Raw genomic sequence first — 22,800 nt, 5'->3', positions numbered from 1 at the left:
CGAGCGCGCGAACGGCAACCGCGCGGAGGCCGCGAGGCAACTCGGCATCGGCCGCCAGTCGCTCTATGCGCGCATGGCGAATCTCGGGATCGAGCGCGGCGACTAGTCTCGCCATTTCGACTGTCGGGAATGCCGACATCCGGTGACGCGACGTGTCGGAAAATCCGACAGGTTTCGCGCGCGTCGTCGTTCGGCGCACGGCCACGCGGGGCGTCGCGGGTTGGCACGGGTATTGCGGATATCGATGCATCGCTACCCGTCGCCGGAGCCCGTCATGAAGTCGTACCTCCCCGTCGTTCGATCGCGGCCGCGGCGCCGTGCCGCCGTGCGCCGCTCGTCTCGCATGCTCTGCGCGGCCGCGCTCGTTGCCGTCGCAACGGTCAGCGTGGCGCAGGTGCCGCCCGCACCGCGCGCGGAAGATCCGGCCGGCGCCATGCCGCCGCCTGCTCCTCCTCGGCCTCGCGCGCTGGTGCCTGCCGTGCCCGGAAACGACACCGCACGGAATGCGCTGGTGTCCGGCACGCTGTCGCGCCTGACGATCAACCCGGAAGGCACCGTCGACGGCTTCGTGCTCTCCGACGGCACGCTCGTCCGCCTGCCGCCTCATCTCGGTTCGCAACTGACTGCGCTCGTGAAGACGGGCGACCGCGTGACGGTCGCCGGCGATCGACGCGTCGACGATGAGATCCGTGCCCGCGTCGTCCGCAACGACGGCACCGGCGCGTCGCTGTCCGACCAACCGCCGCCACCGCGTGCCGCGCCGGTGCCGCCCACGTTGCGCGGCGTCAACCTCGCCCGCCTGAGCGTGTCCGGCGTCGTGCGCCGCGTGACGCGCGCGCCGCGCGGCGAGCCGGACGGCGTGATGCTCGACAGCGGCGCGATCGTCAAGCTGACCGTTCCGGCCGCGCAGCAATTCGGCGCGCTGCTCGTCCCCGGCGAGCGCGTGGCCGCGGTCGGCTACGGCACGCGCAACGCGTACGGCGAAGCGCTGCAGGCGACGGCGTTCGGCGCGCCGGGCCATGTCGTGAATCTCTATGACGATGTCGCGCGCTGAGCGCGACGCCATTCCGAAACCCATCGAAAGGAGTCCTGCCATGCATTGGATCGATCCCGCCTGCCTGCCCGAAACGCGCGGCCGCGTCACGCAGTTCCTGCTGAATCCGCACGGAGACGTCGACGGCCTGATCCTGAACGGCGACCTGCAGGTTCACGTGCCGCCGCATCTGGGCCGCGAACTGGTGCGTCGTGTCGCGGTCGGCGACCGCATCCGCGTGCGGGGCGTCAAGCCGCGTCGCGCCGAGATGATCGCGGCCGTGCAACTGACCGGCCGCGACGGCATCGACATCGTCGACGACGGGCCCGCGCATGCTGCGCCGGCGAAGCCGACACACCCCGCTCGACAACCGCTGGAATCGAGCGGCGAAGTCGCGTTTGCGCTGCACGGCCCGAAAGGCGAGTTGAACGGCGCGTTGCTGACGAGCGGCGTCGCGTTGCGGGTGCCGCCGCATGCGGCTGAAGCGCTGCACGAGTATCTGCGTCCCGGTGTCCATGAGCAGGCGTGGGGGCACGGCGTCGTCACGCCGCACGGCACGACGCTCGACGTGAGCGAGATCGCCGAGCTCGTCGATGCGGATGCCGAATGATCGTGCGACGGTGAGGCGGCCATGAGAGCGGCGCGCGCGCTCGAAGCGCTCAACTTCTTCCTGGCCGACGTGCAGGCCGGCATCGGCCCGTTCATCGGCGTCATCCTGCTGTCGCGCGGCTGGGGCGCCGATGCGATCGGCTCGGTCATGACGCTGGCCGGGCTCGCCGCGATGGCCGCGACGCCGTTGGCCGGCGCGCTCGTCGATACGGTGCGCGCGAAGCGGGCGCTGATCGTCGTGGCGACCGCGGTGACGGCGCTGGCGTCGCTGGCGATGAGGTTCGTCCACGGCTATCCGGCGGTGGCGGCGTCGCAGGTCGTGGCGGCGGTCAGTGGCGCGGTGCTGGCGCCGGCCGCCGCGGGCGTGACGCTCGGCATCGTGCGTCGGCAAGGTTTCGACCGGCAGTTCGGGCGCAACCAGATGGCGAACCACGCCGGCAACGTCGCCGGTGCGGCGCTCGCCGGGTGGCTCGGCTGGCATGTCGGATTCGACGCGGTGTTCGCGATGGTCGGCGTGTTCACGGTCCTCGCCATCGTGAGCGCGCTGGCGATTCCCGGGCACGCGATCGATCATGCGACCGCACGGGGTCTCGATCCCGCCGGTGCCGCACCGGGAACGGATGCTGCGCATCCGCATGCGTCGGCGTCGGCATCGGCGTCCGCACCGACGTCGCGCGTCGGCGGCCTGCGCACGCTCGCCGACAACCGGCCGCTGGTGCTGCTCGGCGCATCGCTCGCGCTGTTTCATCTCGGCAACGCGGCGATGCTGCCGCTCTACGGGATGGGCGTCGTCGTCACGCATCGCAGCAACGCGAGCGCGTTCACCGCACAGACCATCGTCATCGCGCAGTGCGTGATGATCGCGGCGGCGTGGCTCGCGCCCCGTCTGATTCGCGCGCACGGTTACTGGCGGGTGCTGCTGTTCTCGTACCTCGTGCTGCCGGTGCGCGGGCTGGTCGCCGCGGCGTGGCTGAGCGAAGCGGGCGTGTGGCCGGTGCAGGTGCTCGACGGCATCGGCGCCGGCCTGCAAAGCGTGGTCGTGCCCGCGCTCGTCGTTCACCTGCTGCATGGCTCCGGCCGCGTGAATGCCGGGCAGGGCGCCGTCGCGACCGCGCAGGGCATCGGCGCGGCGCTCAGTCCCGTGCTGGGCGGCGTGCTCGCGCAGCACTTCGGCTATCCGGCCGCGTTCGTCGTGCTGGGCGCCGTGTCGACGGGCTCGCTCGCGCTGTGGCTCGGTCATGCGCGCTCGCTGGGCCGCGTGTGCGGCAAGCCCGCCGACCTATCGGCGACATCGTCGTGAAGGCGATGTCGATTTCCATGCCTCGATCCACTTGCCTATGAATCCTGTTTCGCTTGCCTGGCTGATTTCCGCGCTCGCCACCGCGGGCGTGATCACGCGTCCGTTCGGCTGGCCCGAGGCCATCTGGGCCGTGAGCGGCGCGCTGCTGCTGGTCGTGTTGAACCTGTTGCCGGCTGCCCAGGCGCTGGACGCCGTCGCGAAAGGCGGCGACGTGTACCTCTTCCTCGCGGGCATGATGCTGCTGTCCGAGGCGGCTCGTCGCGAGGGGCTGTTCGACTGGGTCGCGACGCACGTCGTCAATCTCGCGCAGGGCTCGCCGCGGCGGTTGTTCGCGTTGATCTACGGGGTCGGCGTCGTCACCACGGTGTTCCTGTCGAACGATGCGACCGCCGTCGTGCTGACGCCCGCGGTGCTTGCCGCCGCGCGCCGCGCGAAGGCCGACCCGATGCCGCTGCTGTACAGCTGCGCGCTCGTCGCCAATGCCGCGAGTTTCGTGTTGCCGATTTCGAATCCGGCGAACCTGGTGCTGTACGGTGCACACATGCCGGCGCTCGGCGTCTGGCTCGCGCACTTCGCGGCGCCGTCCGTCGCGTCGATCGTCTGCACGTTCGTGATGCTGCGGATCGTGCAGCGGCGTGCGCTGTCTGGCCGTTGCGAGTCCGGGCTGCCGGTGCAGCCGCTGACCAGCGGCGGCCGCATCGCGCTGGCGGGCATCGCCGCAACGGCCGTCGCGCTGATGGCGGTGTCGGTCGCCGATCGCCCGCTCGGGTTGCCCACCGCGCTGGCGGGCGTCGTCACGGCCGCGTGCGTGGCGATGCGGGATCGCGCGGCGTGCGTGCCGATCGTGCGCGCGATTTCATGGAGCGTGTTGCCGCTCGTCGCGGGGCTGTTCGTCGTCGTCGAGACGCTCGACCAGACCGGCGCGGTGCGCGCGCTGGCGGGCCTGCTGCACCTGCTGATGCAAAGCGGCGAGCACGTCGCGGCGGCCGTGGCCGGCGTCGCGGTCGCGCTGGTGTCGAACGCGGTCAACAACCTGCCCGCCGGGCTGATCGCGAGTTCGACGATCCACGCGGCGCACAGCCCGCAGACGGTGGTCGATGCGATTCTGATCGGCGTGGATCTTGGCCCGAACCTGTCGATCACCGGTTCGCTCGCGACGATTCTGTGGCTGGCGGCGATCCGGCGCGAAGGGCTGCAGGTCGGTTTCCGCGCATTCCTCGCGGTCGGCGCGTGCGTGATGCCGCCTGCGCTGCTGCTCGCACTGGGCGCGCGGTTCGTGGTCGGCGGCTGACGCGCGATGCGCGTCGCGTCAGCCGCCCCGGCCGCGCTAGAACGAGTACGCGAGCGACGCGAACAGGCTGCGCGGCGCGCCCGGCGTGACCCACAGGCTGTTGTACGAGCTGACGTAGGTCGTGCGGTTGAACAGGTTGTTCAGTACGACCGACGCGCGCAGATGCTTGTCGACCTGCACGTAGCCGTTGAGCTGCACGGTCGCGTAGGCGGGTAGCGCGAAGCCGTCCTGCGTGTTGGCCGTATTGCCGGCGCGGCGGCCGACATAGATCACGCCGGCGCCGGCGCCGGCCTTGTCCGCGAACGGCAGGGTCGTCTCGTACATCAGCAGCGCGCTGCCGCTCAGCCGCGGTATGTCGACGAGCCGCGCGCCGGGCGTCAGCACCGTATCGCGCGTGACTTCGGCATCGACGTACGCGAGGTTGACGAGGCCGCGCAAGCCGTGGCCCAGGTCGCCGCTCCATTCGAATTCGACGCCGCGGCTGCGCACTTCGCCGGCCGCGCGCGAGAAGCCGGCATTCGCCGGATCGGCGGTCAGCACGTTGCGCTTGGTCACGTAGAACGCCGAAACGGTCGTGAGCGAGCGCGCGCCCGCCCATTTCGCACCGGCTTCGTAGCCGTGGCCTTTCTCGGGATCGAACGCGTTGCCGCCGACGTCCGCGCCGTTGTTCGGCCGGAACGAATACGCGGTGTTCGCATAGAACGACCACGCCGGGCTCATTTCATACACGACGCCGATACGCGGGCTCACCGCCGTCTGCAGCTGGCTCGTCGTCACGCCCTTCAGGCGGTTGTCGATCGACTGGTGGAAGCGATCCCAGCGCAGCCCGGCCAGGATCTTCCAGTGCGGCCCGAACGCGAGCGTGTCCTGCGCGTAGATGCCTTGTCCGTTATCGCGTTCGAGCAGGTCGGTCGCGGTGCGCGGCGTCGGCGCGGGCTGGCCGTAGACCGGATCGAAGATGTCGATCGCATACGGCGCCGCAGCGCTCGGCGTGGAGCGCGTGACGAACTGGTCGTAGTTGAAGCGGTACGCATCGACGCCCATCACGAGCGTATGACCGATGGCGCCCGTGCGGAACGAGCCGGTGGTTTCGACGCGGCCCTGCAGGTCGTTCGAGTGAAACGCAACTTGCCGGTAGCGGCGCCACAGCGTGCGGCCGTCCGGCTGCAACGCGAATGCCTCGGACGAGCGCCCCGACAGGTCGGTGTTGCGTTGCGCGACGCCGGCATTGATCGACCAGCTGGAATCGATGCGATGCTCGAGCGTGAACTGATGGCCCGTGTTGCGCACGTCGTAGTCGCCGTCGCGCGGCTCGCCGAGGAAGCGCGACGCGGGGATCACGCCCAGCTGGCCGTTGACCGCCAGCACGCCGCGATCGAGCGGCGCGCGCTGCCGCGCGCTTTCGAATTCATAGTGGAGCGTCGTGTTCGCGCCGATGTCCCACGTGAACGACGGCGAGAACAGGTAGCGCTTGCTCGACACCGTGTCGCGAAAGCTGCCGTTGTTCTCGTTCATCGCGACGAAGCGGTACGCGAGCGTTTTCGTGACGGGGCCGGTCGAGTCGAGCGTCTGGCGCAGTGCGCCGTAGCTGCCGGCCGACACGCCGACGGTGTTCGCGCGTGCGAACTGCGGCTGCTTCGTCGTATAGCTGATGATCCCGCCCGGATCGCCGCGGCCATACAGCGCGGACGCCGGCCCCTTGAGCACTTCCATGCGCTCGAGGTTGACGGTGTCGCGCGGCACGCTCATCCCGCGATTCCACGAAAAGCCGTTGACCAGGTAGTCGGTGCCGGACGTGTTGCCGTCGCCGGCGAAGCCGCGCACCGCGTAGTTGTCCCACAGGCCGCCGAAGTTGTTCTGGCGCGACACGCCCGCGACCCAGTCGTACAGATCGTCGCCGCGCGTGGCGGCCACCGTCTGGATCAGCTTCGTATCGACGCTGCTGACCGCGAACGGAATCTCCATCACGTCCGCCTCGCTGCGCGTCGCGCTCGTCGATTCGCGCGTGCGGAACGGCGCCGTCGCGCGTTGCGCGGACACCTCGATGGCGGGCAGCGCCGTCTCCTGCGCGTCGGCGGCGCTCATGCCGGCCGTGCCGACGACGATGGCCATCGGTGCGGCTGCCCAGTTCCTCCTGCTCATACCCGTCCTTTTCCTTTTTGTGTCGTTCGCGTTCGGGCACGGCGGGCGGCCTTGCGCCGGCATCTGTGTTCCAAACAGTACATTTGCGCGGCAATTTAATGCAAATGAGAGGCATTTGCAATCGTAATTTTGAGATGGGGTGTGTGCATGGCGACGGGCGGTGCGGCGGCGGTCGCGGAACGCGCGGAATCGCGTTTTTCGCGACGCCAGGGAGCGGCGGTTCTTCGCCCAGCGGAAAGCGGCGACCGGCACTGTCCGGGTCGTCGCGTCTTGCGTGGTTCGATCAGGCAGGCCGACGTCGAGCGACGTCACGCCCGCGCGGGTTGCCGCGCGGGCTCGAAGCACGCATCAGCGGATTTCATGGCGGTCGGCACCGTTCATCCCGTGGCGCCTTGCGTCGTGGTGCGACGACGAGCGTGCCGGTGCATGTGCGTGGGTCAATCCGGATCGGCTTTCAGCCCACCCTCGATCCACCGCGCTTCGGACGCGCGAAGGTGCGCGCGGATCGCCGTCTGGGCCGCGATCGGGTCGCCACCCTGCAGCGCGAGCAGCACGTCCTCGTGCTCGCGCACCGCGGCGGTCCAGGTCTGCGGATTCTCCGCATGGCCGCGCATGGCGGTCGCGATCGGGTCGTGGCGGCTGTCGAACAGCTCGCCGACGAACCGGGTGAGCACCGAGTTGCCGGCGGCTTCCGCGATCAGCATGTGGAACTGCCGGTCGGCTTCGACGGGTGACTTGCCGGCCTCCGCGAGCCGCTTCATGCGCTGCACCGTGCGGCGCAGGCGCTCGAGCATCGCGGCCGTCATCCGCGCGGCGGCCAGCGCGGCGACGCTGCCTTCGATGGCCGCGCGCGCCTGCATCAATTCCGACGGACTGTCGCCGAGCGTGGCGATCGGGCCGACGGCGTCGGCCGCCGTGTCGCGGACATACACGCCGGAGCCCATCCGGATCTCGATCTGGCCGCCGATTTCCAGCGCGATCAGCGCCTCGCGAAGCGACGGGCGCGAGACGCCGAGCGTCAGCGCCAGCTCGCGCTCCGGCGGCAGCCGCTCGCCGATCGCGAATTCGCCCTGGCGAATCAACGCGACGATCTGGGCCGCGACCGATTGGTAAAGCCGCTTGGGTTCTGTCGATTTCATCCGATGGAGTGGGATCAATGCGCTTGGGGCGCAAGCGCGTGTCGCGGAGTCTATCACGCCTGCCGCATCGCCCCGTGTGACGGCGCGTTCATCCCGATGTCCGGGTTTTCACTGTTGGTAAGATCAGATTGAAATAGTTAAATTGGCTTGACCAAAACAGGTTTGGTTGCTGTAATTCATCCGAATTGGACTGACCGGATAGTGCCGAGGTCGATCCACCCCAAGGAGACGCAATGGCAATGCCTCGCAATCTGCCCGGTCAGGCCGCGCACGACGCAGCGGACCGGGAGATCCTGCGCCTGGAAGGGATACGCAAGCGTTTCCCGGGCGTCCTCGCGCTCGACGGGATTCGCCTCGACCTGCGCTGCGGCGAGGTGCACGCGGTCTGCGGCGAAAACGGCGCGGGCAAATCCACGCTGATGAAGATCATCAGCGGCCAGTACCTGCCCGACGAGGGCGTCGTTCACTATCGCGGCGCGCCGGTGCAATTTCGTTCGGCTTCCGAAGCGCAGGCGGCGGGCATCTCGATCATTCACCAGGAACTCAATCTCGTCCCGCACCTGAGCGTGGCGGAGAACCTGTTCCTCGCGCGCGAGCCGCGGCGCGGCCCGTTCGTCGATACGAAGCGCATGAACGCGGATGCGGCGCGCTGCATCGCGCGCATCGGGCTGAACGTGGCCCCGACGACGAAGGTCGGCGTGCTGTCGATCGCGCAGCAGCAGATGGTCGAGATCGCGAAGGCGCTGTCGCACGACGCGCGCGTGCTGATCATGGACGAGCCCACGTCGTCGCTGACGGAAGCGGAAACGGTGCAGCTCTTTCGCATCATCGAGGAGCTGCGCGCCGACGGCGTGGCGATTCTGTATATCTCGCACCGGCTCGACGAAATGGCGCAGATCGTCGATCGCGTGACGGTGCTGCGCGACGGGCGCCACATCTCGACGGACGCGTTCGCCGACGTGAGCCTTGACGACATCGTCGCGCGCATGGTCGGACGCACGCTCGACGACGCCTATCCGTCGCGGCAATCGGTGCCGACCGACGAGGTGCTGCTCGACGTGCGCGACCTGCGCCGCGACGGCGTGTTCGGGCCGGTGTCGTTCGCGCTGCGGCGCGGCGAGATCCTCGGTTTCGCGGGCTTGATGGGCGCCGGGCGCACCGAGATCGCCCGCGCGATCTTCGGCGCCGATCGCGTCGACGGCGGCACGATCGCGCTGCACGGCCGGCCCGTGACGATCCGCTCGCCGCGCGAGGCGATCCGGCACGGCATCGCGTATCTGTCGGAGGACCGCAAGAAGGAAGGGCTCGCGCTGCCGATGCCCGTCGCGGCGAACCTCACGCTCGCGAACGTGCGCGGCATCGCGTCACGCTTCGGATTCCTGCGCTTCGACGACGAACTCGCCGTCGCGCGCCGCTACGTGCAGGACCTCGCGATTCGCACGCCGTCCGTGCACCAGCGCGTGCGCAACCTGTCCGGCGGCAACCAGCAGAAGGTCGTCATCGGCAAATGGCTGTACCGCGGCTCGAAGATCCTGTTCTTCGACGAGCCGACGCGCGGCATCGACGTCGGCGCGAAATTCGCGATCTACGGGCTGATGGACCGGCTCGCCGCCGACGGCGTCGGCGTGGTGCTGATCAGTTCGGAATTGCCCGAACTGCTCGGCATGACCGACCGGATCGCCGTTTTTCACGAAGGTCGATTGACCGCATTGCTCGACACCCCACACACCAGTCAGGAGGAGATCATGCACTACGCGTCGGGGCGTTCCCATGCTTGAAATGACATCCGATCGAAGCCAGGCCGACGAACGGGCGGCGCGACAGCGGCGGCGCGACCTGATCCAGAAGTTCGCGGCGCTGGGCAGCCTCGTCGTGCTCGTGTTCGCGTTCTCGATAACGAGCGCGGCGTTCTTCTCGGTCGACAACCTGATGACGGTCGGCCTGCAGGTCACGTCGATCGCCTACCTGGGCGTGGCCGCGACCTGCGTGATCATCACGGGCGGCATCGACCTGTCGGTCGGCTCGGTGCTCGCGCTGGCCGGCGTCTGCGCCGCGCTGCTGGTCAAGGCCGGCGTGCCGGTGCCCGCCGCGATGGCGGCCGGCATCCTGGTCGGCGCGCTGTGCGGGCTCGTCAACGGCATCTGCGTGACGCGCATGGGCCTGCCGCCGTTCATCGCGACGCTCGGCATGATGCTCGTCGCGCGCGGCATCGCGCTGCAGATCACCGGCGCGCGGCCGGTATCGGATCTCGGCGACGCGTTCGGCGCGCTCGGCAACGGCGCGCTGCTGCGGATCTCGCGCATCGGCGCGGACGGGTTCCCCGACACGACCTTTCCCGGCATTCCGTATCCGGTCGTGATCATGGTCGTGCTGTTCGTCGTGGTGTCCGTGCTGCTGTCGAGAACGTCACTGGGCCGCCACATCTACGCGGTCGGGTCGAACGCGGAAGCGGCCCGGCTGTCGGGCGTGAACGTGCAGGGCGTGAAGCTGTTCACCTACGTGCTCTCGGGCGCGCTCGCCGGCGTGACCGGCTGCGTGCTGATGTCGCGGCTCGTCACCGGGCAGCCGAACGAAGGCGTGATGTACGAGCTCGACGCGATCGCCAGCTCGGTCATCGGCGGCACGTCGCTGATGGGCGGCGTCGGGACGATTTCCGGCACGGCGATCGGCGCGTTCGTGATCGGCGTGCTGCGCAACGGCCTGAACATGAACGGCGTGTCGAGCTTCATCCAGCAGATCATCATCGGCGTCGTGATCCTCGGCACGGTGTGGATCGACCAGTTGCGCAATCGCCGGCCCTGACCGGCAGCAAGCAGTCCCTACCAACGAGAAGCGGAGCGAGACATGAACAAATCCATCCTGCTGGCGGCATCGGCGTGCGTGTTCGCGGTATGCAGCGGCGGCGCTTATGCGGCGGGCGGCGAGATCGCGGTGATCGTCAAGACGGTCAACTCGAACTACTGGCAGAACGTGCAGAAAGGCGCGAAGGCGGCGCTCGACGGCGCCAAGGGCTACACGATGACGTTCCAGGGCCCGGCGGCCGAGTCCGACATCAGCGGGCAGGTCAACATGGTCGACAACGCGGTCACGCGTCACGTGGCGGGCATCGTGCTCGCGCCGTCCGATCCCGACGCGCTGGTGCCGGCGATCAAGAAGGCGTGGGAAGCGCACATTCCCGTCGTGCTGATCGATTCGGCGATCGCGGATGCCGGCAAGCCGTACTACCAAGCGTTCCTGTCGACCGACAACGAGAAGGCGGGCGCGCTGTGCGCGAAGGCGCTGATCGACCGCGTCGGGCAGTCGGGCAAGATCGCGATCATGTCGTACGTGCCGGGCGCGGGGTCCGAGGTCAGCCGCGTCGGCGGGTTCCGCAAGTACATCGAGAGCCATTCGAAGCTGCAGGTCGTCGGCCCGTACTACTCGCAATCGCAAATGGCGACCGCGCTGAACCAGACGACCGACGTGCTGTCGGCGAACCCGGACCTGAAGGGCATCTTCGGCGCGAACGAGCCGACCGCGGTCGGGATGGGCCGTGCGCTGAAGCAGTCGGGCAAGGCGGGCAAGGTGGTGGCGATCGGGTTCGACGGCAACGAGGACCTGCAGGGCTTCGTGCGCGACGGCACCGTGCAGGCGATCGCCGTGCAGGGCTCGTGGCAGATGGGGAACCAGGGCGTGCGCACGGCGCTCGACGTGATCGAGCGCAAGTCCGCGCCGAAGCTGATCGACACCGGCGTCGTGATGGTCGACAAGCAGAACCTCGATTCGCAGGCGGCGAAGAATGTCCTGTACTGATCCCTTTCCCGCATCCAGTCACGCCTCATGAACGCACACGATACGCGCACCTTGCCGCGCAGCGGGCTGACGGTCTCCGCACTCGGCCTCGGCTGCTCGCAACTCGGCGGCCTTTATCGGCCGATGTCGGCCGCCGATGCCGCCGCGCTCGTCGACGCCGCGTGGGCGGCCGGCCTGCGCTATTTCGACACCGCGCCGTATTACGGCTACACGCTGTCCGAGCGGCGCGTGGGGGCGGGGCTCGGACAGCGCGAGCGCCGCGCCTTCACGCTCAGCACGAAGGTCGGGCGGCTGATGCGGGCCGACGCGAGCGTGCGGCCGGGCGACGACGGCTGGGCCGAGCCGCTGCCGTTCCGGCCCGTCTACGACTACAGCTACGACGGGATCATGCGCTCGCACGACGACAGCCGGCAACGGCTCGGGCTCGCGCGGATCGACATGCTGTACGTGCACGACATCGGCGCGATGACGCACGGCGAGCGTCACGCGCACTACTGGGAGCAGCTGACGCGCGGCGGCGGGTTTCGCGCGCTCGACGCGCTGCGTTCGGCCGGCGAGATCGGCGCGTTCGGTCTCGGCGTGAACGAATGGGAAGTCGCGGCCGATGCGCTGAACGAAGCGGCGCTCGATGCGGTGCTGCTGGCCGGCCGCTATACGCTGCTCGAACAGACGGCGCTCGAGCCGCTGCTCGACGCGTGCGCCCGCGACGGGACGGCGATCGTGATCGGCGGCGTGTTCAATTCCGGCCTGCTCGCCGGCAACGGCAAGTTCAACTATGCGGACGCGAGCGCCGACGTGATCGACAAGGCGACGCGGCTCGGCGCGCTGTGCAACCGCTTCGACGTGCCGCTTCCCGCCGCGGCGTTGCAGTTTCCGTTCGGTCATCCGGCCGTCGTGTCGTGCGTGGTCGGCGCGCGCAGCGTGGCTCAGCTGAGGCAGAACATCGCCTGGTTCGAGCGCCCCGCGCCGGCCGAGCTGTGGCAGGCGCTGCGCGACGAAGGGCTGATCGACGCGCACGCGCCGGTGCCGGGAGCACACGCATGACCACGCGCATCGACGCTCATCAGCATTACTGGCGCATCGGCGCGCGGGCCGGCTGCTGGCCGCCGGCCGAACTCGCTGCGATTCACCGGGATTTCGGCCCCGCCGATCTGGCGCCGCTGCTCGACGCCGCGCGTATCGACACCACCGTCCTCGTGCAGTCGCTGCCGAGCGAAGCCGACACGCGCTTTTTGCTCGATCTCGCGGCTGAAACGCCGAGCGTCGGCGCCGTGGTCGGCTGGGTCGACCTGAAGGCCGACAACGCACCCGCGCGGATCGCGGCGTTTGCGTCCGCGCCGAAGGCGCGCGGCTTGCGACCGATGTTGCAGGATCTGCCCGACGACGCGTGGATCGACGATCCGCGGCTGGATCGCGCGGTCGCCGCGATGCTCGAGCACGGGCTGCGTTTCGATGCGTTGGTGATGCCGCGCCATCTCGAAGCGCTGCACGCCTTCGCGCGACGCCATCCGGATCTGCCGATCGTGATCGACCACGGCGCGAAGCCGTTCATCGAGCGCGGCGAGCTGCTGCCGTGGCTAACGTCGATGCGCCGGCTCGCGCACCTGCCGAACCTGCATTGCAAGCTGTCCGGCCTCTGGACGGAGGCCGGGCCGTCGGCCGGCCCGGATGTGGTGCGCGCGCGCACGCGGCCGTATGTCCAGGCGCTGGCCGAGCTGTTCGGCCCGACGCGCTTGATGTGGGGCAGCGACTGGCCGGTGCTGCGGCTGGCGTCGGCGTGCGGCGGCTACGGCGAATGGCTGGCCGCGTGCGAGGACGATTGCGCGCAGATGCTCGGCGCCGCGGCGCTGGATGGCCTCTTCGGCGGCAACGCACGCCGCTTCTACCGGATCGATACCGCAGGCCACGACGAATGACCCAGAACGAAAGGAAACCGACATGCTCAGCGTGATTTGCGAATCCCCCGGCGTGCTGCGCGTGCAGCAGCGCGAGTTGCCCGTGCGCGGCAGCGGCGAAGTGCTGTTGCGCGTGCAACGGGTCGGCATCTGCGGCACCGACCTGCACATCTTCACCGGCAACCAGCCGTACCTCGACTATCCGCGTGTGATGGGCCACGAGCTGTCGGCGGTCGTCGTCGAGGCGGAACCGGAGTCGGGGCTCGGCGCCGGCGACGCGGTGTACGTGATGCCGTATCTGTCGTGCGGACACTGCGTCGCCTGCCGTCACGGCAACACGAACTGCTGCGTGAACATCAAGGTGCTCGGCGTGCATCGCGACGGCGCGCTCGCCGAATACCTGAGCGTGCCCGCGCAGTTCGTGCACAAGGCCGACGGCATTTCGCTCGACCAGGCGGCGATGCTGGAATTCCTCGCGATCGGCGCGCACGCGGTGCGGCGCGCGGACATCCGTGCCGGGCAGCGCGCGCTGGTCGTCGGCGCCGGGCCGATCGGCATGGCCGCGATGATCTTCGCGAAGCTGCGCGGCGCCGACGTCACGTGCCTCGACACGCGGGCCGACCGGCTGGCGTTCTGCCGCCAGCATCTGGCGGTCGATGCGGCGGTGGAGGTGGGGGAAGGGGATGCGGCGCATCTCGCGTCGTTGACGAACGGCGAGTATTTCGATGCGGTGTTCGATGCGACGGGCAACCTCGATGCGATGAATCGCGGGTTCGAATTCGTCGCGCACGGCGGCAAATACACGCTGATCTCGATCGTGCGCGGGCATGTCGCGTTTTCGGATCCCGAATTCCACAAGCGGGAAACCACGCTGCTCGCGAGCCGCAATGCGACGGCCGAGGATTTCGCGACGGTGCTCGACGCGATGCGCGCGGGGCGCATTCCCGACCGCGCGCTGAACACGCACCGGATGCGGCTCGACGAGGTGCCGGACGCGCTGCCGCGTTTGCTGGATGCCGGGCAGACCGTCGTGAAGGCGCTCGTCGAATGCTGATCCGTCGAATCCGGCACGCGGAGCGCACGACATGGTGACGCCGCCGATCCTGCAGTTCGGCACGAGCCGCTTCCTGCTCGCGCACGTCGACCTGTTCGTCTCCGAGGCGCTGGACGCGGAGGAGGCGATCGGCGGCATCGGCATCGTGCAGACGACCGGCAATCCGGCCAGCCGCGCCCGCATCGACGCGTTGCGCGCCACCGGCCGCTATCCGGTGCGGATTCGCGGGCGCGAGCGCGGCGGCGTGGTCGACGAGGTCGTCGAGTGCCGCGCCGTGCAGCGCGCGTGGGACGCCGAGCGCGACTGGGGGGACATACGCGGCGCCGCGATCGAGACGGTGCGCGTCATCGTGTCGAATACCGGCGACGCAGGCTATCGCGCCGATCCGCGCGACGCCGCGAACCTGCTGGCCCACCCGGAGCACGCACCGCACGGCTTTCCGGCGAAGCTGCTCGCGCTGCTGCATGCGCGCTGGCAGGTGCGGCCCGAGGACGGCATTTCCGTCCTGCCGTGCGAACTGGTGACGAACAACGGCGACACGCTGCGCGACATCGTGCTGGGCCTCGCGCGCCAGTGGCGGCTGCCCGACGCGTTCGCCGACTATCTGGGTAACCGCTGCACCTGGGTCAACTCGCTCGTCGACCGCATCGTGTCCGAGCCGCTGCATCCGGTCGGCGCGATCGCGGAGCCGTATGCGCTGTGGGCGATCGAACGGCGTGCCGGCATGACGCTGCCGTGCGAGCACGCGCAGATCGACGTCACCGACGATTTGCGCAGCCACGAGCGCCTGAAGCTGTTCTTCCTCAATCTCGGGCATAGCTGGCTCGCGGAGCAGTGGCTCGCGGCCGGGCGCGACGCAGCGGAAACGGTGCTGGACGCGATGAACGATGCGCGACTGCGCGATGGGCTCGAAGCCGTGTGGCGCGAGGAAGTCGCGCCGGTATTCGTGGCGCTGGGCTTGCGCGAAACGGCCGAACGCTACGTCGACAGCGTGCGCGAGCGCTTGCTCAATCCGTTTCTCGCGCATCGCCTCGCCGATATCGCGGTCAACCATCGCGAGAAGGTGGCGCGGCGGATCGCGCCGCTGCTCGCGCTCGCGGATTCGCTCGCGCTGCAGGCCGAACAACCGCGGTTGCGGCAACTCGTCGCTCGCCATGAACGGGCAGCCGGCATCGCAATGACAGGGAGAGAGGCATCGTGAAGCAACCGGCAATCGTGATCCTTCACGGCAACGACAACGTCGCCGTCGCACTCGACGCGCTGGCGCCGGACGTGCCGATCGACGTGCACGGCGCACCGCTGCGGCCGGCGGACGCGATACCGGCCGGCCACAAGGTCGCCACCGCGCCGATCGCGCGCGGCAGCGCGATCGTCAAATGCGGGCAGCCGATCGGCGTCGCGCTGCGCGACATCGCCGCGGGCGAGCACGTGCACGTGCACAACGTCGGGATGCCCGAGCGGCATGCGCATGACGGCGCGCCGGTCGGCGACGCGCATGAGGTCGAGACGGATCGCCGCGATACCTTCGACGGCTTCGTGCGGCCCGACGGCAGCGTGGGGACCCGCAACTACGTCGGCGTGATCGCCAGCGTCAACTGTTCGGCGAGCGTGTGTCATGCGATCGCCGATGCGTACCGGCACGGCGCGCTCGATGCATTCGGCCAGGTCGACGGCGTCGTCGCGATCACCCATCAGAGCGGCTGCGGCATGTCGGCAACCGGGGACGGCATCGAACTGCTGCGGCGCACGCTCGTCGGCTATGCGCGCAACCCGAATTTCGCCGGCGTGCTGCTCGTCGGCCTCGGCTGCGAGGTCAACCAGGTCGGCGCGCTCGCGCAACGGCTCGACGCGGCGGCGCCGGGCACCGTGCGCACGCTGGTGATCCAGGACGAGGGCGGCGTGCGCGACACCGTGGCCAAAGGCGTGTCGATCGTGTGCGAACTGGTGGAGGCGGCCGACGGCGCGCGTCGCAGCGCCGTGCCGGCCTCGCGGCTGACGGTCGGCCTGCAATGCGGCGGATCCGACGGCTACTCGGGCATCACCGCGAACCCGGCGCTCGGCGCGGCCGTCGATCTGCTGGTCCGCAACGGCGGCACCGCGATCCTGTCCGAGACGCCCGAGATCTATGGCGCCGAGCACCTGCTGATCGCGCGGGCGGCCTCGCGCGACGTGGCCGGGCGTTTGCTCGGCCGGTTGCAGTGGTGGGCGCGCTACGTTGCCGACAACGGCGGCGAAATGAACAACAACCCGTCGCCCGGCAACCTCGCCGGCGGCATCACGACGATTCTCGAGAAGTCGCTCGGCGCGGTGTCGAAGGGCGGCCGCTCGCCGCTGCGCGCGGTCTACGATTATGCGGAGCCGGTGCGGCAAGCCGGGCTCGTGTTCATGGATACGCCGGGTTACGACCCGGTGTCGGCCACCGGGCAGATCGCCGGCGGCGCGAATCTCGTGTGCTTCACGACGGGCCGCGGTTCGGTGTTCGGCTCGAAGCCGGTGCCGACGATCAAGATCGCAACGACGACCGGCCTGTTCGAGCGGATGCGATCGGACATGGATTTCGACAGCGGTGGGATCGTCGCCGGTTCGCTCTCGGTCGGCGAAGCGGGCGAGCGGCTGTTCCGGCTGATGCTCGACGTCGCGTCCGGGCGGCCGTCGCGAAGCGAGGAGAACGGTATCGGCGACCGCGAATTCGTGCCCTGGCTGCGCGGCGCGATCATGTGACGCGCGACGCGGTCCATGGCCGCCCCGCGCAATCGGACTGGGAAGGAGATCTTGCGATGGAAACCATCATGCGCAAGCCGGCGACCGGCGAAGCCGGCCGCGGCGATCAGCTGTCGGAACTGGAGAAGGGCCTGCTCGGCGAGGCGCTGCGCTTGCTCGCCGAGACGCGGGCGCGTGCGCTGCAACTCTGTGTCGAGGTGAACCGGCGACAGGGCGGCGCCACGCCGGATGTTCACGATTTCAACCTGCCCACGATCATCGAGTTGCAGCGACGCTTCGGTACGCGGTCTTGCCCGTCGGGCGAAGCCGGCACGGCGGTGCCCGCCAGCTTCGCGTGAACCCAAGCCCAAGCCCAAGCCCAAGCCCAAGCCCAAGCCCAAGCCGCCCTCGTGCGGCCTCGCTACCAGGATCGACGCCCGCTGCGTGCTACGCCGCCGACAGCGTGACCGACACACCCGTCGCGGTATAAACCGGCGTGGCCTTGAACCCGTCGACCGTCACCGTCGCGAACTTCGCGGCGGCCGCCGCGCCGTCGATCAGCGCGATGGTGTCGCCGGCCTTCGGCGTGTAGCCGTTCACGAATTTCACGCGCAGCGTGCCGCCCGTGACGGTGAGCGGGCCGCCCACGCGCAGGCGGCCGCCGCCGTTGCCGTCGATGTCGAGTTCGAGCGTCGTGTTGTCGAGCTGCGTATAGCGGGTCGCGATCGTCACCGGTGCGTTGGCCGCGATCTTCACGCCGCCGCCCGAGCCGACGTACACGTCGCCGTTGCCGAACGCCGTCGCCGACGCGGCCGCGAGCGTGCCGCCGCTCACCTGCGTGCCGCCCGTGTAGCGGTTGTTGCCCGCCAGCGTCAGCGTGCCGCTGCCTTGCAGCGTCAGCTTGCCGGCGCCCGCGACGTCGTTGCGCCACAGGTCGGCCGCATTGAGCCCGCCCTGCGACGCATCCATCGACACGACCACGTTGCCGTTGAACGCGCCGTAGCCGTCGGCGGCCGCGAACAGGTTCAGGCGGCCCCAGCCTTCCGCATCGTCCATGACCGGATAGCCGGACGGCAGTTCGGTCGTCTTCAGCACGACGCGCCGCTGGTCGGCGCTCAGGTACGGGAAGCGCGTCTGCAGCAGGATCTCCGCGCCCTTCGGCACGACCGGCGGCGCGTCCGTCGATTCGAACGCGCCGAAGCCGAACGTCATGCGGCGCAGGAACGCGGCCTTGTTCGTCGTGTAGTCGGCGAACCGGTCGGTCGTCGTCGTGCCGGAGTGGGCAAAGGCGGAGAACGTCGTGGCGCTCGTCCCCGTCAGTTGTTGCAGCGTCTGGTGGGCTTGCGTGTACGCGGCCTGCGCGTCATTGGCGTACGCGGTCAGGTTCGCCGCGCTGACGGCCAGCGCGAGCATGCGGCCGCCGATCACGTCGAGCGGCGAGTGCATGCCGGCGAGGATCCGGTTCTCGCCCAGTTCGAGGCCGCGGCTGACCATTTCCTGGAAGCGCTCGGGCACGAGCCACGCCATCGTCGTCGCATCGCGCACGGCCTCGGCCGTGTGGCCGCTGATGAAGCCGCCGTCGGTCGCGGGCGTCGCGCTTTCCGCCGGCACGAGCGTCGGCGCGACCACCACGCTCGTGCTCCAGCGGTACGGGCGCGCATATTTGAAGAAGCGCTTCGACGGTTCGGTCGACGCGTTGTTGCCCATCTCGTTGAGCAGGTCGACGACCTTCCCGAAGCTGGCGTTGCCGCTGCTGCTGCCGACGCCGACGTTGTTGCCCGAGTCGTTGTACAGCACGGTCGTCGCATCGGCGGGCACGCTGGTGATGCTGGTCGTCTGCTGGGCCGCGGTGCGCCACGCGGCGGTGAGCGGGCCCATGCCGTCGGTCACGCTGTATCCCTTGCCGCGCCGGTCGTCGTAGTACGCGGCATCGGCCTGCTGCGGCGTGCGGGCGGTCGTTGCGTTGACCACGTACTGCACGTTGGCCGACAGCACCGCATCGTTCAGGATCGTGCCGCACGACACGCCGCTGTTCGGCAGCCCGGAGCAGGTCGACGGCGAGATCGCCGGGAACGCGCCATTTGCCGGCGCGCTCACGCCCGCGTCGACCAGCATCGTCGCCGGTTGCCAGAGATCGAGGAAACGGCTCACCACGCGCACCGCGGCATTGGTCGACAGCGTCGCATAGCGTGCGTCGCCACGCTGGTTGGTCGCGATGGTGTCGACGAACGCGGGCACGCTCGGGAGCGGTGCGCTGTCGACGAAGCCGGGGTCGGCGGGCGGCGCGGGAACGGCCGCCGCCAGGGTGCTGGTCGACGCGACATCATCGCCGCCGCCGCAGGCAGCCAGCACGATCGCACTCGACAAGGCTGCGACGTGCAGCGGGAAACGGCTTCGTGACGCAAACATGCAAGACTCCATCCTGATGGTCGAAGATGGCGAATTGTGGTGATGAATCGTTACGCGGCCGTTACGGATTTGTTTCGCGTCGGATTCAATGCGCGCGAATTCCCACTATCTGGTTAATTCCGAATGCTGAGCATGTCGGGCGCCGGATTCGATGCGTCCATCGAGGGCACGCGCGCGGCGGGAGGCTATGCGCCGCCCGCCCGCGTGTCGAGCCGGAACAGCGATACCGCCTCGGCAAGCCGGCCGCCCTGTTCCTCGAGCGACTTCGATGCGGCGGCGGCCTGTTCGACGAGCGCCGCGTTCTGCTGGGTGACTTCATCCATTTGCGTCATGGCCAGATTGACCTGCTCGATGCCGCGGCTCTGCTCGTTCGACGCGGCCGCGATCTCGCCCATGATGTCGGTTACGCGCGTAATCGCATGCGTGACCTGGGTCATCGTCTCGCCCGCGTTGTTCGCGATCTGCGAGCCGTCCTGGATTTTCCGGACCGATTCCGAGATCAGCTCGCGAATTTCCTTCGCGGCGCTCGACGAGCGCTGCGCGAGACTGCGGACTTCGCTGGCCACCACGGCAAAGCCGCGGCCCTGTTCGCCGGCGCGGGCGGCCTCCACGGCCGCGTTGAGCGCGAGGATGTTGGTCTGGAAGGCGATCCCTTCGATGATCGCGGTGATCTCGGCGATCTTGGCGGAGCTGGCGCTGATGTCCGTCATCGTGTCGACCATCAGGCCGACTGCCGTGCTGCCGCGCTGGGCGACTTCCGATGCGTTGTTGGCCAGCCCGCTCGCCTGCTGCGCATTGTCGGCGTTCAGGCGCACGGTGGAGGTCAGTTGCTCCATGCTCGATGCGGTCTCCTGCAACGAGGCGGCCTGCTGTTCCGTGCGGGAGGAGAGGTCCTGGTTGCCGGACGCGATTTCGCCGGCGCCGGTCGCGACATTGCCGGATGCCATGCGGACTTCCGAGATCAGGCGGGTCAGGTTCGCCTGCATGTCGCGCATGGAAGCCAGTACGCTGCCGGCCGGCGCGGCACCGGTCGACGATTCCATGCCAAGATCGCCGGCCGCGATACGGCGCGCGATGTCGCTGAGCGCGGCAGGCTCCGTGCCGAGCGCGCGCAGCAGCCCGCGGGTGATGAAGACGCCCAGGATCGCGGCGGCGGCTGCCGCCGCGATACACATGACGATCAGCATCAGTCGTCGCGATGCATAGCGGTCGGCCGATTCCGTCACGCGTTGCGCGCCCCGCGTGCGGGCGTACGTCGCATAGGCGTCGGTGGCGGCGACGAGCCTGGCCAGCAGCGGCCGACACTGTTCGTTGATCATCGTGATGGCTTGATCCCGGCGGTTGTTCGCCGCCGCGTCGACGATGGCGCGCGCCACGGGGCCGTACTGCGCTTCGACCGCGCCGATTTGCCGGACCAGTTCGCGGGACTTGTCGGATGCGCCGCTCCCCTCGCGGACCGCATTCGTCAGTTCGCCGAGCAGCGCGCCGACCTCGCGGTCGGCCTGCAGCGCCGCTTCCTTCTCGAGGTCCGCGTCGCGTGGCGCGGTCGCAAGCACCTGGTTGCGGGCGGCGATCGCGCGCCGGTCGACCGCGACGCGGACCTTGTCCGCCAGGGTTGCGCGGGTGTTGGTGCCGTTGACGTAATTTTCGAATGCCGCGTTCGCATTGCCGAGCGAGACGACGCCGAGAATGGAGACGAGCAGAACCATGCACGTCAGGAGGCTGAAAGCCAGGGTCAGCTTCGTGCGAACCGTTAATCGTTGATCATTCATGTGAGAAGTCCAGTGCATTGAGATCGAGTAGTTTTCCTTATTATCGGAACGGTGCATGAACAATTGAGGACTGGCGTATTACGCAATCGTTTGCGGGTCGCCGGCCGCCGAAAAAAAGCAGACCCGACCCGTGCCCGGTCAAGCCACGCGAACGTGTTGCTCGATTTCCGCGCAACACACGCGATTCCTGCCTTCGCGCTTCGCACGGTAAAGCGCCATGTCCGCCTGATGCGACAGCGCGTGCACGGACGGGGGGCGTGCGCGATGGCCGGTCGCGCAGCCGATGCTGACGGTGAAGGCCGGCACGGTTTCCGCGAACCCGTCGAGCCGGTTGCGTTCGACTTCGCGGCGAATCGCCTCCGCGACCTGCGCGGCACCGCTTTCGTCCGTATCCGGCAGCACCGCGACGAACTCCTCGCCGCCGTAGCGCGCGGCGAGATCGCCGCGCCGTCGCGTGTGGGCGCGGATGCATTCGGCGAGAAAACGCAGTGCCGTGTCGCCCATCGCATGGCCGTGCCGGTCGTTGTACTGCTTGAAGTGGTCGGCATCGATGAACAGGATCGACAAGCTGCCGTTGCTGCCCCGCTGCAGTCGTTCCCATTCGTCGCCCAGCGCGATATCGAGCGCGCGGCGGTTGCACAGGCCCGTCAGCGGATCGGTCCGGGTGAGGTCCATGAGCAGCGTCTGCTTGCGCAGGTTGTCCCGCAGCGCAAACGCGAGCAGCCAGACCACCGCGCAGAAGAGTGCGCTGATCACGGTGGCGGATACGCCGACCGTCCACGACAGGCGCGTGATGCTCGCCAGCACGTCGCGCTCGGCCGGCGCGACGACGGCGATCAGCGGCGTGCCCGGCACACGCTGGTACGTATACAGCCGCATGGTGCCGTCGATGGTCGAACGCGCGGGGTAGAAGCCCGATTCGCTGTGCACCATCCGGTCGAAGGCTTTCGAGCGGCGCAGGTGGTTCATCTGGTTGTCGTTCAACGACGGATTTCTCGCGAGGATCGTGCCGTCCGCGCGCAGGATCGCGCTGACCCCGTTCGGCCCGACATCGAGACCGGACAGGAGCTGCTCGAAATAGGCAATGTCGAGGGCGACCACCGCGATGCCGTTGAACGTATGGTCCGGCCGGTCGATGCGCCGCGACAGCGCGATCGATTCCTTGCCGCCGCGCGAGCGCGCGCGATAGGCCTCGGACACGTAGAGGCCGACGTTGTCGGCATCGCGATGGACCTTGAAGTAGTCGCGATCGCTGAAATCCCAACGATGGGTCGTGCCGCAGCAGCCGTCGATCAACTGGCCGTGCCGGTCGGTCACGCCCATGCCGGTCACGTATTGCGCGGCGGTGCGCTCGAACAGCAGGTCATGCCGCAGCCCGGCATCCATGCGCCGCACCGCGGGCTTGCCGAGATCGGACGCGAGCGCGACCAGCGCGTTGTTCGACGTTTCGACGGTGCGCGCGATCTGGCTCACCAGCACGGCGGCGACGTTGCGCGACGTCTCGTGGGCGTGGTCGATCACTTCGCTGCGCCCGATCCACAGGGTCGCCGCGCTGATCCCGAGCGCCGCCAGCGACATCAACGTGCCCAATGCGCCGACGACAAGATGGTTGCGTCCGGCCCAGTCGGCGATTTTCTCGATCGAGGTGGTTGCGGCCATGCTCG

Annotated in this window: 19 protein-coding genes; 14 read left to right on the top strand and 5 right to left on the bottom strand. The window is 69.0% G+C overall.

Annotation, left to right across the window (positions count from 1 at the left end; genetic code table 11):
* The 5 genes from G3N96_RS10800 to G3N96_RS10780 all read left to right on the top strand — a co-directional run.
* Positions 1-106: helix-turn-helix domain-containing protein (locus G3N96_RS10800; RefSeq protein WP_206137192.1), on the top strand; the 106-nt coding region annotated here is incomplete at its 5' end.
* A 168-nt stretch (positions 107-274) separates the two neighbouring features.
* On the top strand, positions 275-1,054 hold the full coding sequence (locus G3N96_RS10795) for a hypothetical protein (RefSeq protein ID WP_206137186.1): 780 nt from the start codon (positions 275-277) through the stop codon (positions 1,052-1,054).
* 40 nt (positions 1,055-1,094) lie between these two features.
* The gene (locus tag G3N96_RS10790; RefSeq protein WP_206137185.1) at positions 1,095-1,643 is read left to right on the top strand and encodes a hypothetical protein; all 549 of its coding nucleotides are present in this window, start codon (positions 1,095-1,097) and stop codon (positions 1,641-1,643) included.
* Positions 1,644-1,664: 21 nt separating this feature from the next.
* The gene (locus tag G3N96_RS10785; RefSeq protein WP_206137184.1) at positions 1,665-2,942 is read left to right on the top strand and encodes an MFS transporter; all 1,278 of its coding nucleotides are present in this window, start codon (positions 1,665-1,667) and stop codon (positions 2,940-2,942) included.
* Positions 2,943-2,979: 37 nt separating this feature from the next.
* Positions 2,980-4,233 carry an arsenic transporter gene (locus G3N96_RS10780; RefSeq protein ID WP_206137183.1) on the top strand — a complete coding sequence of 418 codons (1,254 nt, stop codon included), beginning with the start codon at positions 2,980-2,982 and terminating at the stop codon, positions 4,231-4,233.
* 36 nt (positions 4,234-4,269) lie between these two features.
* Here G3N96_RS10780 and G3N96_RS10775 read toward each other — a convergent pair whose 3' ends face one another.
* Positions 4,270-6,375, bottom strand: coding sequence for a TonB-dependent receptor (locus G3N96_RS10775; RefSeq protein ID WP_206137182.1), 2,106 nt, complete (start codon positions 6,373-6,375; stop codon positions 4,270-4,272).
* A gap of 437 nt (positions 6,376-6,812) precedes the next feature.
* On the bottom strand, positions 6,813-7,514 hold the full coding sequence (locus G3N96_RS10770) for a FadR/GntR family transcriptional regulator (protein ID WP_206137181.1): 702 nt from the start codon (positions 7,512-7,514) through the stop codon (positions 6,813-6,815).
* 233 nt (positions 7,515-7,747) lie between these two features.
* Here G3N96_RS10770 and G3N96_RS10765 point away from each other — a divergent pair, with 233 nt between their 5' ends.
* From G3N96_RS10765 to G3N96_RS10725, 9 genes are read left to right on the top strand one after another with little or no spacing between them, the layout of a single operon-like run.
* A complete protein-coding gene (locus G3N96_RS10765) occupies positions 7,748-9,292 on the top strand; it encodes a sugar ABC transporter ATP-binding protein (RefSeq protein WP_206137180.1) in 1,545 nt (514 codons plus the stop codon).
* Positions 9,285-10,316, top strand: a complete 1,032-nt coding sequence (locus tag G3N96_RS10760) for an ABC transporter permease (protein ID WP_124579587.1) — start codon at positions 9,285-9,287, stop codon at positions 10,314-10,316. Before G3N96_RS10765 ends, G3N96_RS10760 begins: the two co-directional genes overlap by 8 nt.
* Before the next feature lie 42 nt (positions 10,317-10,358).
* Complete coding sequence (locus tag G3N96_RS10755) at positions 10,359-11,306, top strand: ABC transporter substrate-binding protein (RefSeq protein ID WP_206137179.1); 948 nt, start codon at positions 10,359-10,361, stop codon at positions 11,304-11,306.
* A gap of 27 nt (positions 11,307-11,333) precedes the next feature.
* Complete coding sequence (locus G3N96_RS10750) at positions 11,334-12,350, top strand: aldo/keto reductase (protein WP_206137178.1); 1,017 nt, start codon at positions 11,334-11,336, stop codon at positions 12,348-12,350.
* Positions 12,347-13,222 carry an amidohydrolase family protein gene (locus G3N96_RS10745; RefSeq protein WP_206137177.1) on the top strand — a complete coding sequence of 292 codons (876 nt, stop codon included), beginning with the start codon at positions 12,347-12,349 and terminating at the stop codon, positions 13,220-13,222. The genes G3N96_RS10750 and G3N96_RS10745 overlap by 4 nt, the downstream gene beginning before the upstream one ends.
* A 22-nt stretch (positions 13,223-13,244) precedes the next feature.
* Positions 13,245-14,255 carry a zinc-binding alcohol dehydrogenase family protein gene (locus tag G3N96_RS10740; protein ID WP_206137176.1) on the top strand — a complete coding sequence of 337 codons (1,011 nt, stop codon included), beginning with the start codon at positions 13,245-13,247 and terminating at the stop codon, positions 14,253-14,255.
* Positions 14,256-14,289: 34 nt separating this feature from the next.
* Entirely contained in the window at positions 14,290-15,456 is a 1,167-nt protein-coding gene (locus G3N96_RS10735) for a mannitol dehydrogenase family protein (RefSeq protein ID WP_206137191.1), read from the top strand.
* On the top strand, positions 15,453-16,976 hold the full coding sequence (locus G3N96_RS10730) for an altronate dehydratase family protein (protein WP_206137175.1): 1,524 nt from the start codon (positions 15,453-15,455) through the stop codon (positions 16,974-16,976). The genes G3N96_RS10735 and G3N96_RS10730 overlap by 4 nt, the downstream gene beginning before the upstream one ends.
* A gap of 56 nt (positions 16,977-17,032) precedes the next feature.
* Positions 17,033-17,314, top strand: coding sequence for a hypothetical protein (locus G3N96_RS10725; RefSeq protein ID WP_206137174.1), 282 nt, complete (start codon positions 17,033-17,035; stop codon positions 17,312-17,314).
* An 88-nt stretch (positions 17,315-17,402) separates the two neighbouring features.
* Here the strand turns inward: G3N96_RS10725 and G3N96_RS10720 are convergent, their stop codons facing one another.
* From G3N96_RS10720 to G3N96_RS10710, 3 genes are all read right to left on the bottom strand, one after another.
* Entirely contained in the window at positions 17,403-19,364 is a 1,962-nt protein-coding gene (locus tag G3N96_RS10720; protein WP_206137173.1) for a phosphatase PAP2 family protein, read from the bottom strand.
* A gap of 185 nt (positions 19,365-19,549) precedes the next feature.
* The gene (locus G3N96_RS10715; RefSeq protein ID WP_206137172.1) at positions 19,550-21,136 is read right to left on the bottom strand and encodes a methyl-accepting chemotaxis protein; all 1,587 of its coding nucleotides are present in this window, start codon (positions 21,134-21,136) and stop codon (positions 19,550-19,552) included.
* 138 nt (positions 21,137-21,274) lie between these two features.
* On the bottom strand, positions 21,275-22,795 hold the full coding sequence (locus G3N96_RS10710) for a sensor domain-containing diguanylate cyclase (RefSeq protein WP_206137171.1): 1,521 nt from the start codon (positions 22,793-22,795) through the stop codon (positions 21,275-21,277).
* Positions 22,796-22,800 lie beyond the last annotated feature (5 nt).

The sequence above is a fragment of the Burkholderia sp. Se-20373 genome, assembly GCF_017104705.1.
Lineage (GTDB): Bacteria > Pseudomonadota > Gammaproteobacteria > Burkholderiales > Burkholderiaceae > Burkholderia.
This window is presented reverse-complemented; position numbering and strand designations above follow the sequence as displayed.

Excerpts from the sequence above, each read along its gene's own strand:
- G3N96_RS10765 (WP_206137180.1), top strand. The coding sequence starts at position 7,748 with ATGGCAATGCCTCGCAATCTGCCCGGTCAGGCCGCGCACGACGCAGCG.
- G3N96_RS10725 (WP_206137174.1), top strand. The coding sequence starts at position 17,033 with ATGGAAACCATCATGCGCAAGCCGGCGACCGGCGAAGCCGGCCGCGGC.
- G3N96_RS10710 (WP_206137171.1), bottom strand. The coding sequence starts at position 22,795 with ATGGCCGCAACCACCTCGATCGAGAAAATCGCCGACTGGGCCGGACGC.
- G3N96_RS10775 (WP_206137182.1), bottom strand. The coding sequence starts at position 6,375 with ATGAGCAGGAGGAACTGGGCAGCCGCACCGATGGCCATCGTCGTCGGC.
- G3N96_RS10750 (WP_206137178.1), top strand. The coding sequence starts at position 11,334 with ATGAACGCACACGATACGCGCACCTTGCCGCGCAGCGGGCTGACGGTC.
- G3N96_RS10755 (WP_206137179.1), top strand. The coding sequence starts at position 10,359 with ATGAACAAATCCATCCTGCTGGCGGCATCGGCGTGCGTGTTCGCGGTA.
- G3N96_RS10785 (WP_206137184.1), top strand. The coding sequence starts at position 1,665 with ATGAGAGCGGCGCGCGCGCTCGAAGCGCTCAACTTCTTCCTGGCCGAC.
- G3N96_RS10770 (WP_206137181.1), bottom strand. The coding sequence starts at position 7,514 with ATGAAATCGACAGAACCCAAGCGGCTTTACCAATCGGTCGCGGCCCAG.
- G3N96_RS10740 (WP_206137176.1), top strand. The coding sequence starts at position 13,245 with ATGCTCAGCGTGATTTGCGAATCCCCCGGCGTGCTGCGCGTGCAGCAG.
- G3N96_RS10780 (WP_206137183.1), top strand. The coding sequence starts at position 2,980 with ATGAATCCTGTTTCGCTTGCCTGGCTGATTTCCGCGCTCGCCACCGCG.
- G3N96_RS10745 (WP_206137177.1), top strand. The coding sequence starts at position 12,347 with ATGACCACGCGCATCGACGCTCATCAGCATTACTGGCGCATCGGCGCG.
- G3N96_RS10760 (WP_124579587.1), top strand. The coding sequence starts at position 9,285 with ATGCTTGAAATGACATCCGATCGAAGCCAGGCCGACGAACGGGCGGCG.
- G3N96_RS10715 (WP_206137172.1), bottom strand. The coding sequence starts at position 21,136 with ATGAATGATCAACGATTAACGGTTCGCACGAAGCTGACCCTGGCTTTC.
- G3N96_RS10790 (WP_206137185.1), top strand. The coding sequence starts at position 1,095 with ATGCATTGGATCGATCCCGCCTGCCTGCCCGAAACGCGCGGCCGCGTC.
- G3N96_RS10795 (WP_206137186.1), top strand. The coding sequence starts at position 275 with ATGAAGTCGTACCTCCCCGTCGTTCGATCGCGGCCGCGGCGCCGTGCC.
- G3N96_RS10720 (WP_206137173.1), bottom strand. The coding sequence starts at position 19,364 with ATGTTTGCGTCACGAAGCCGTTTCCCGCTGCACGTCGCAGCCTTGTCG.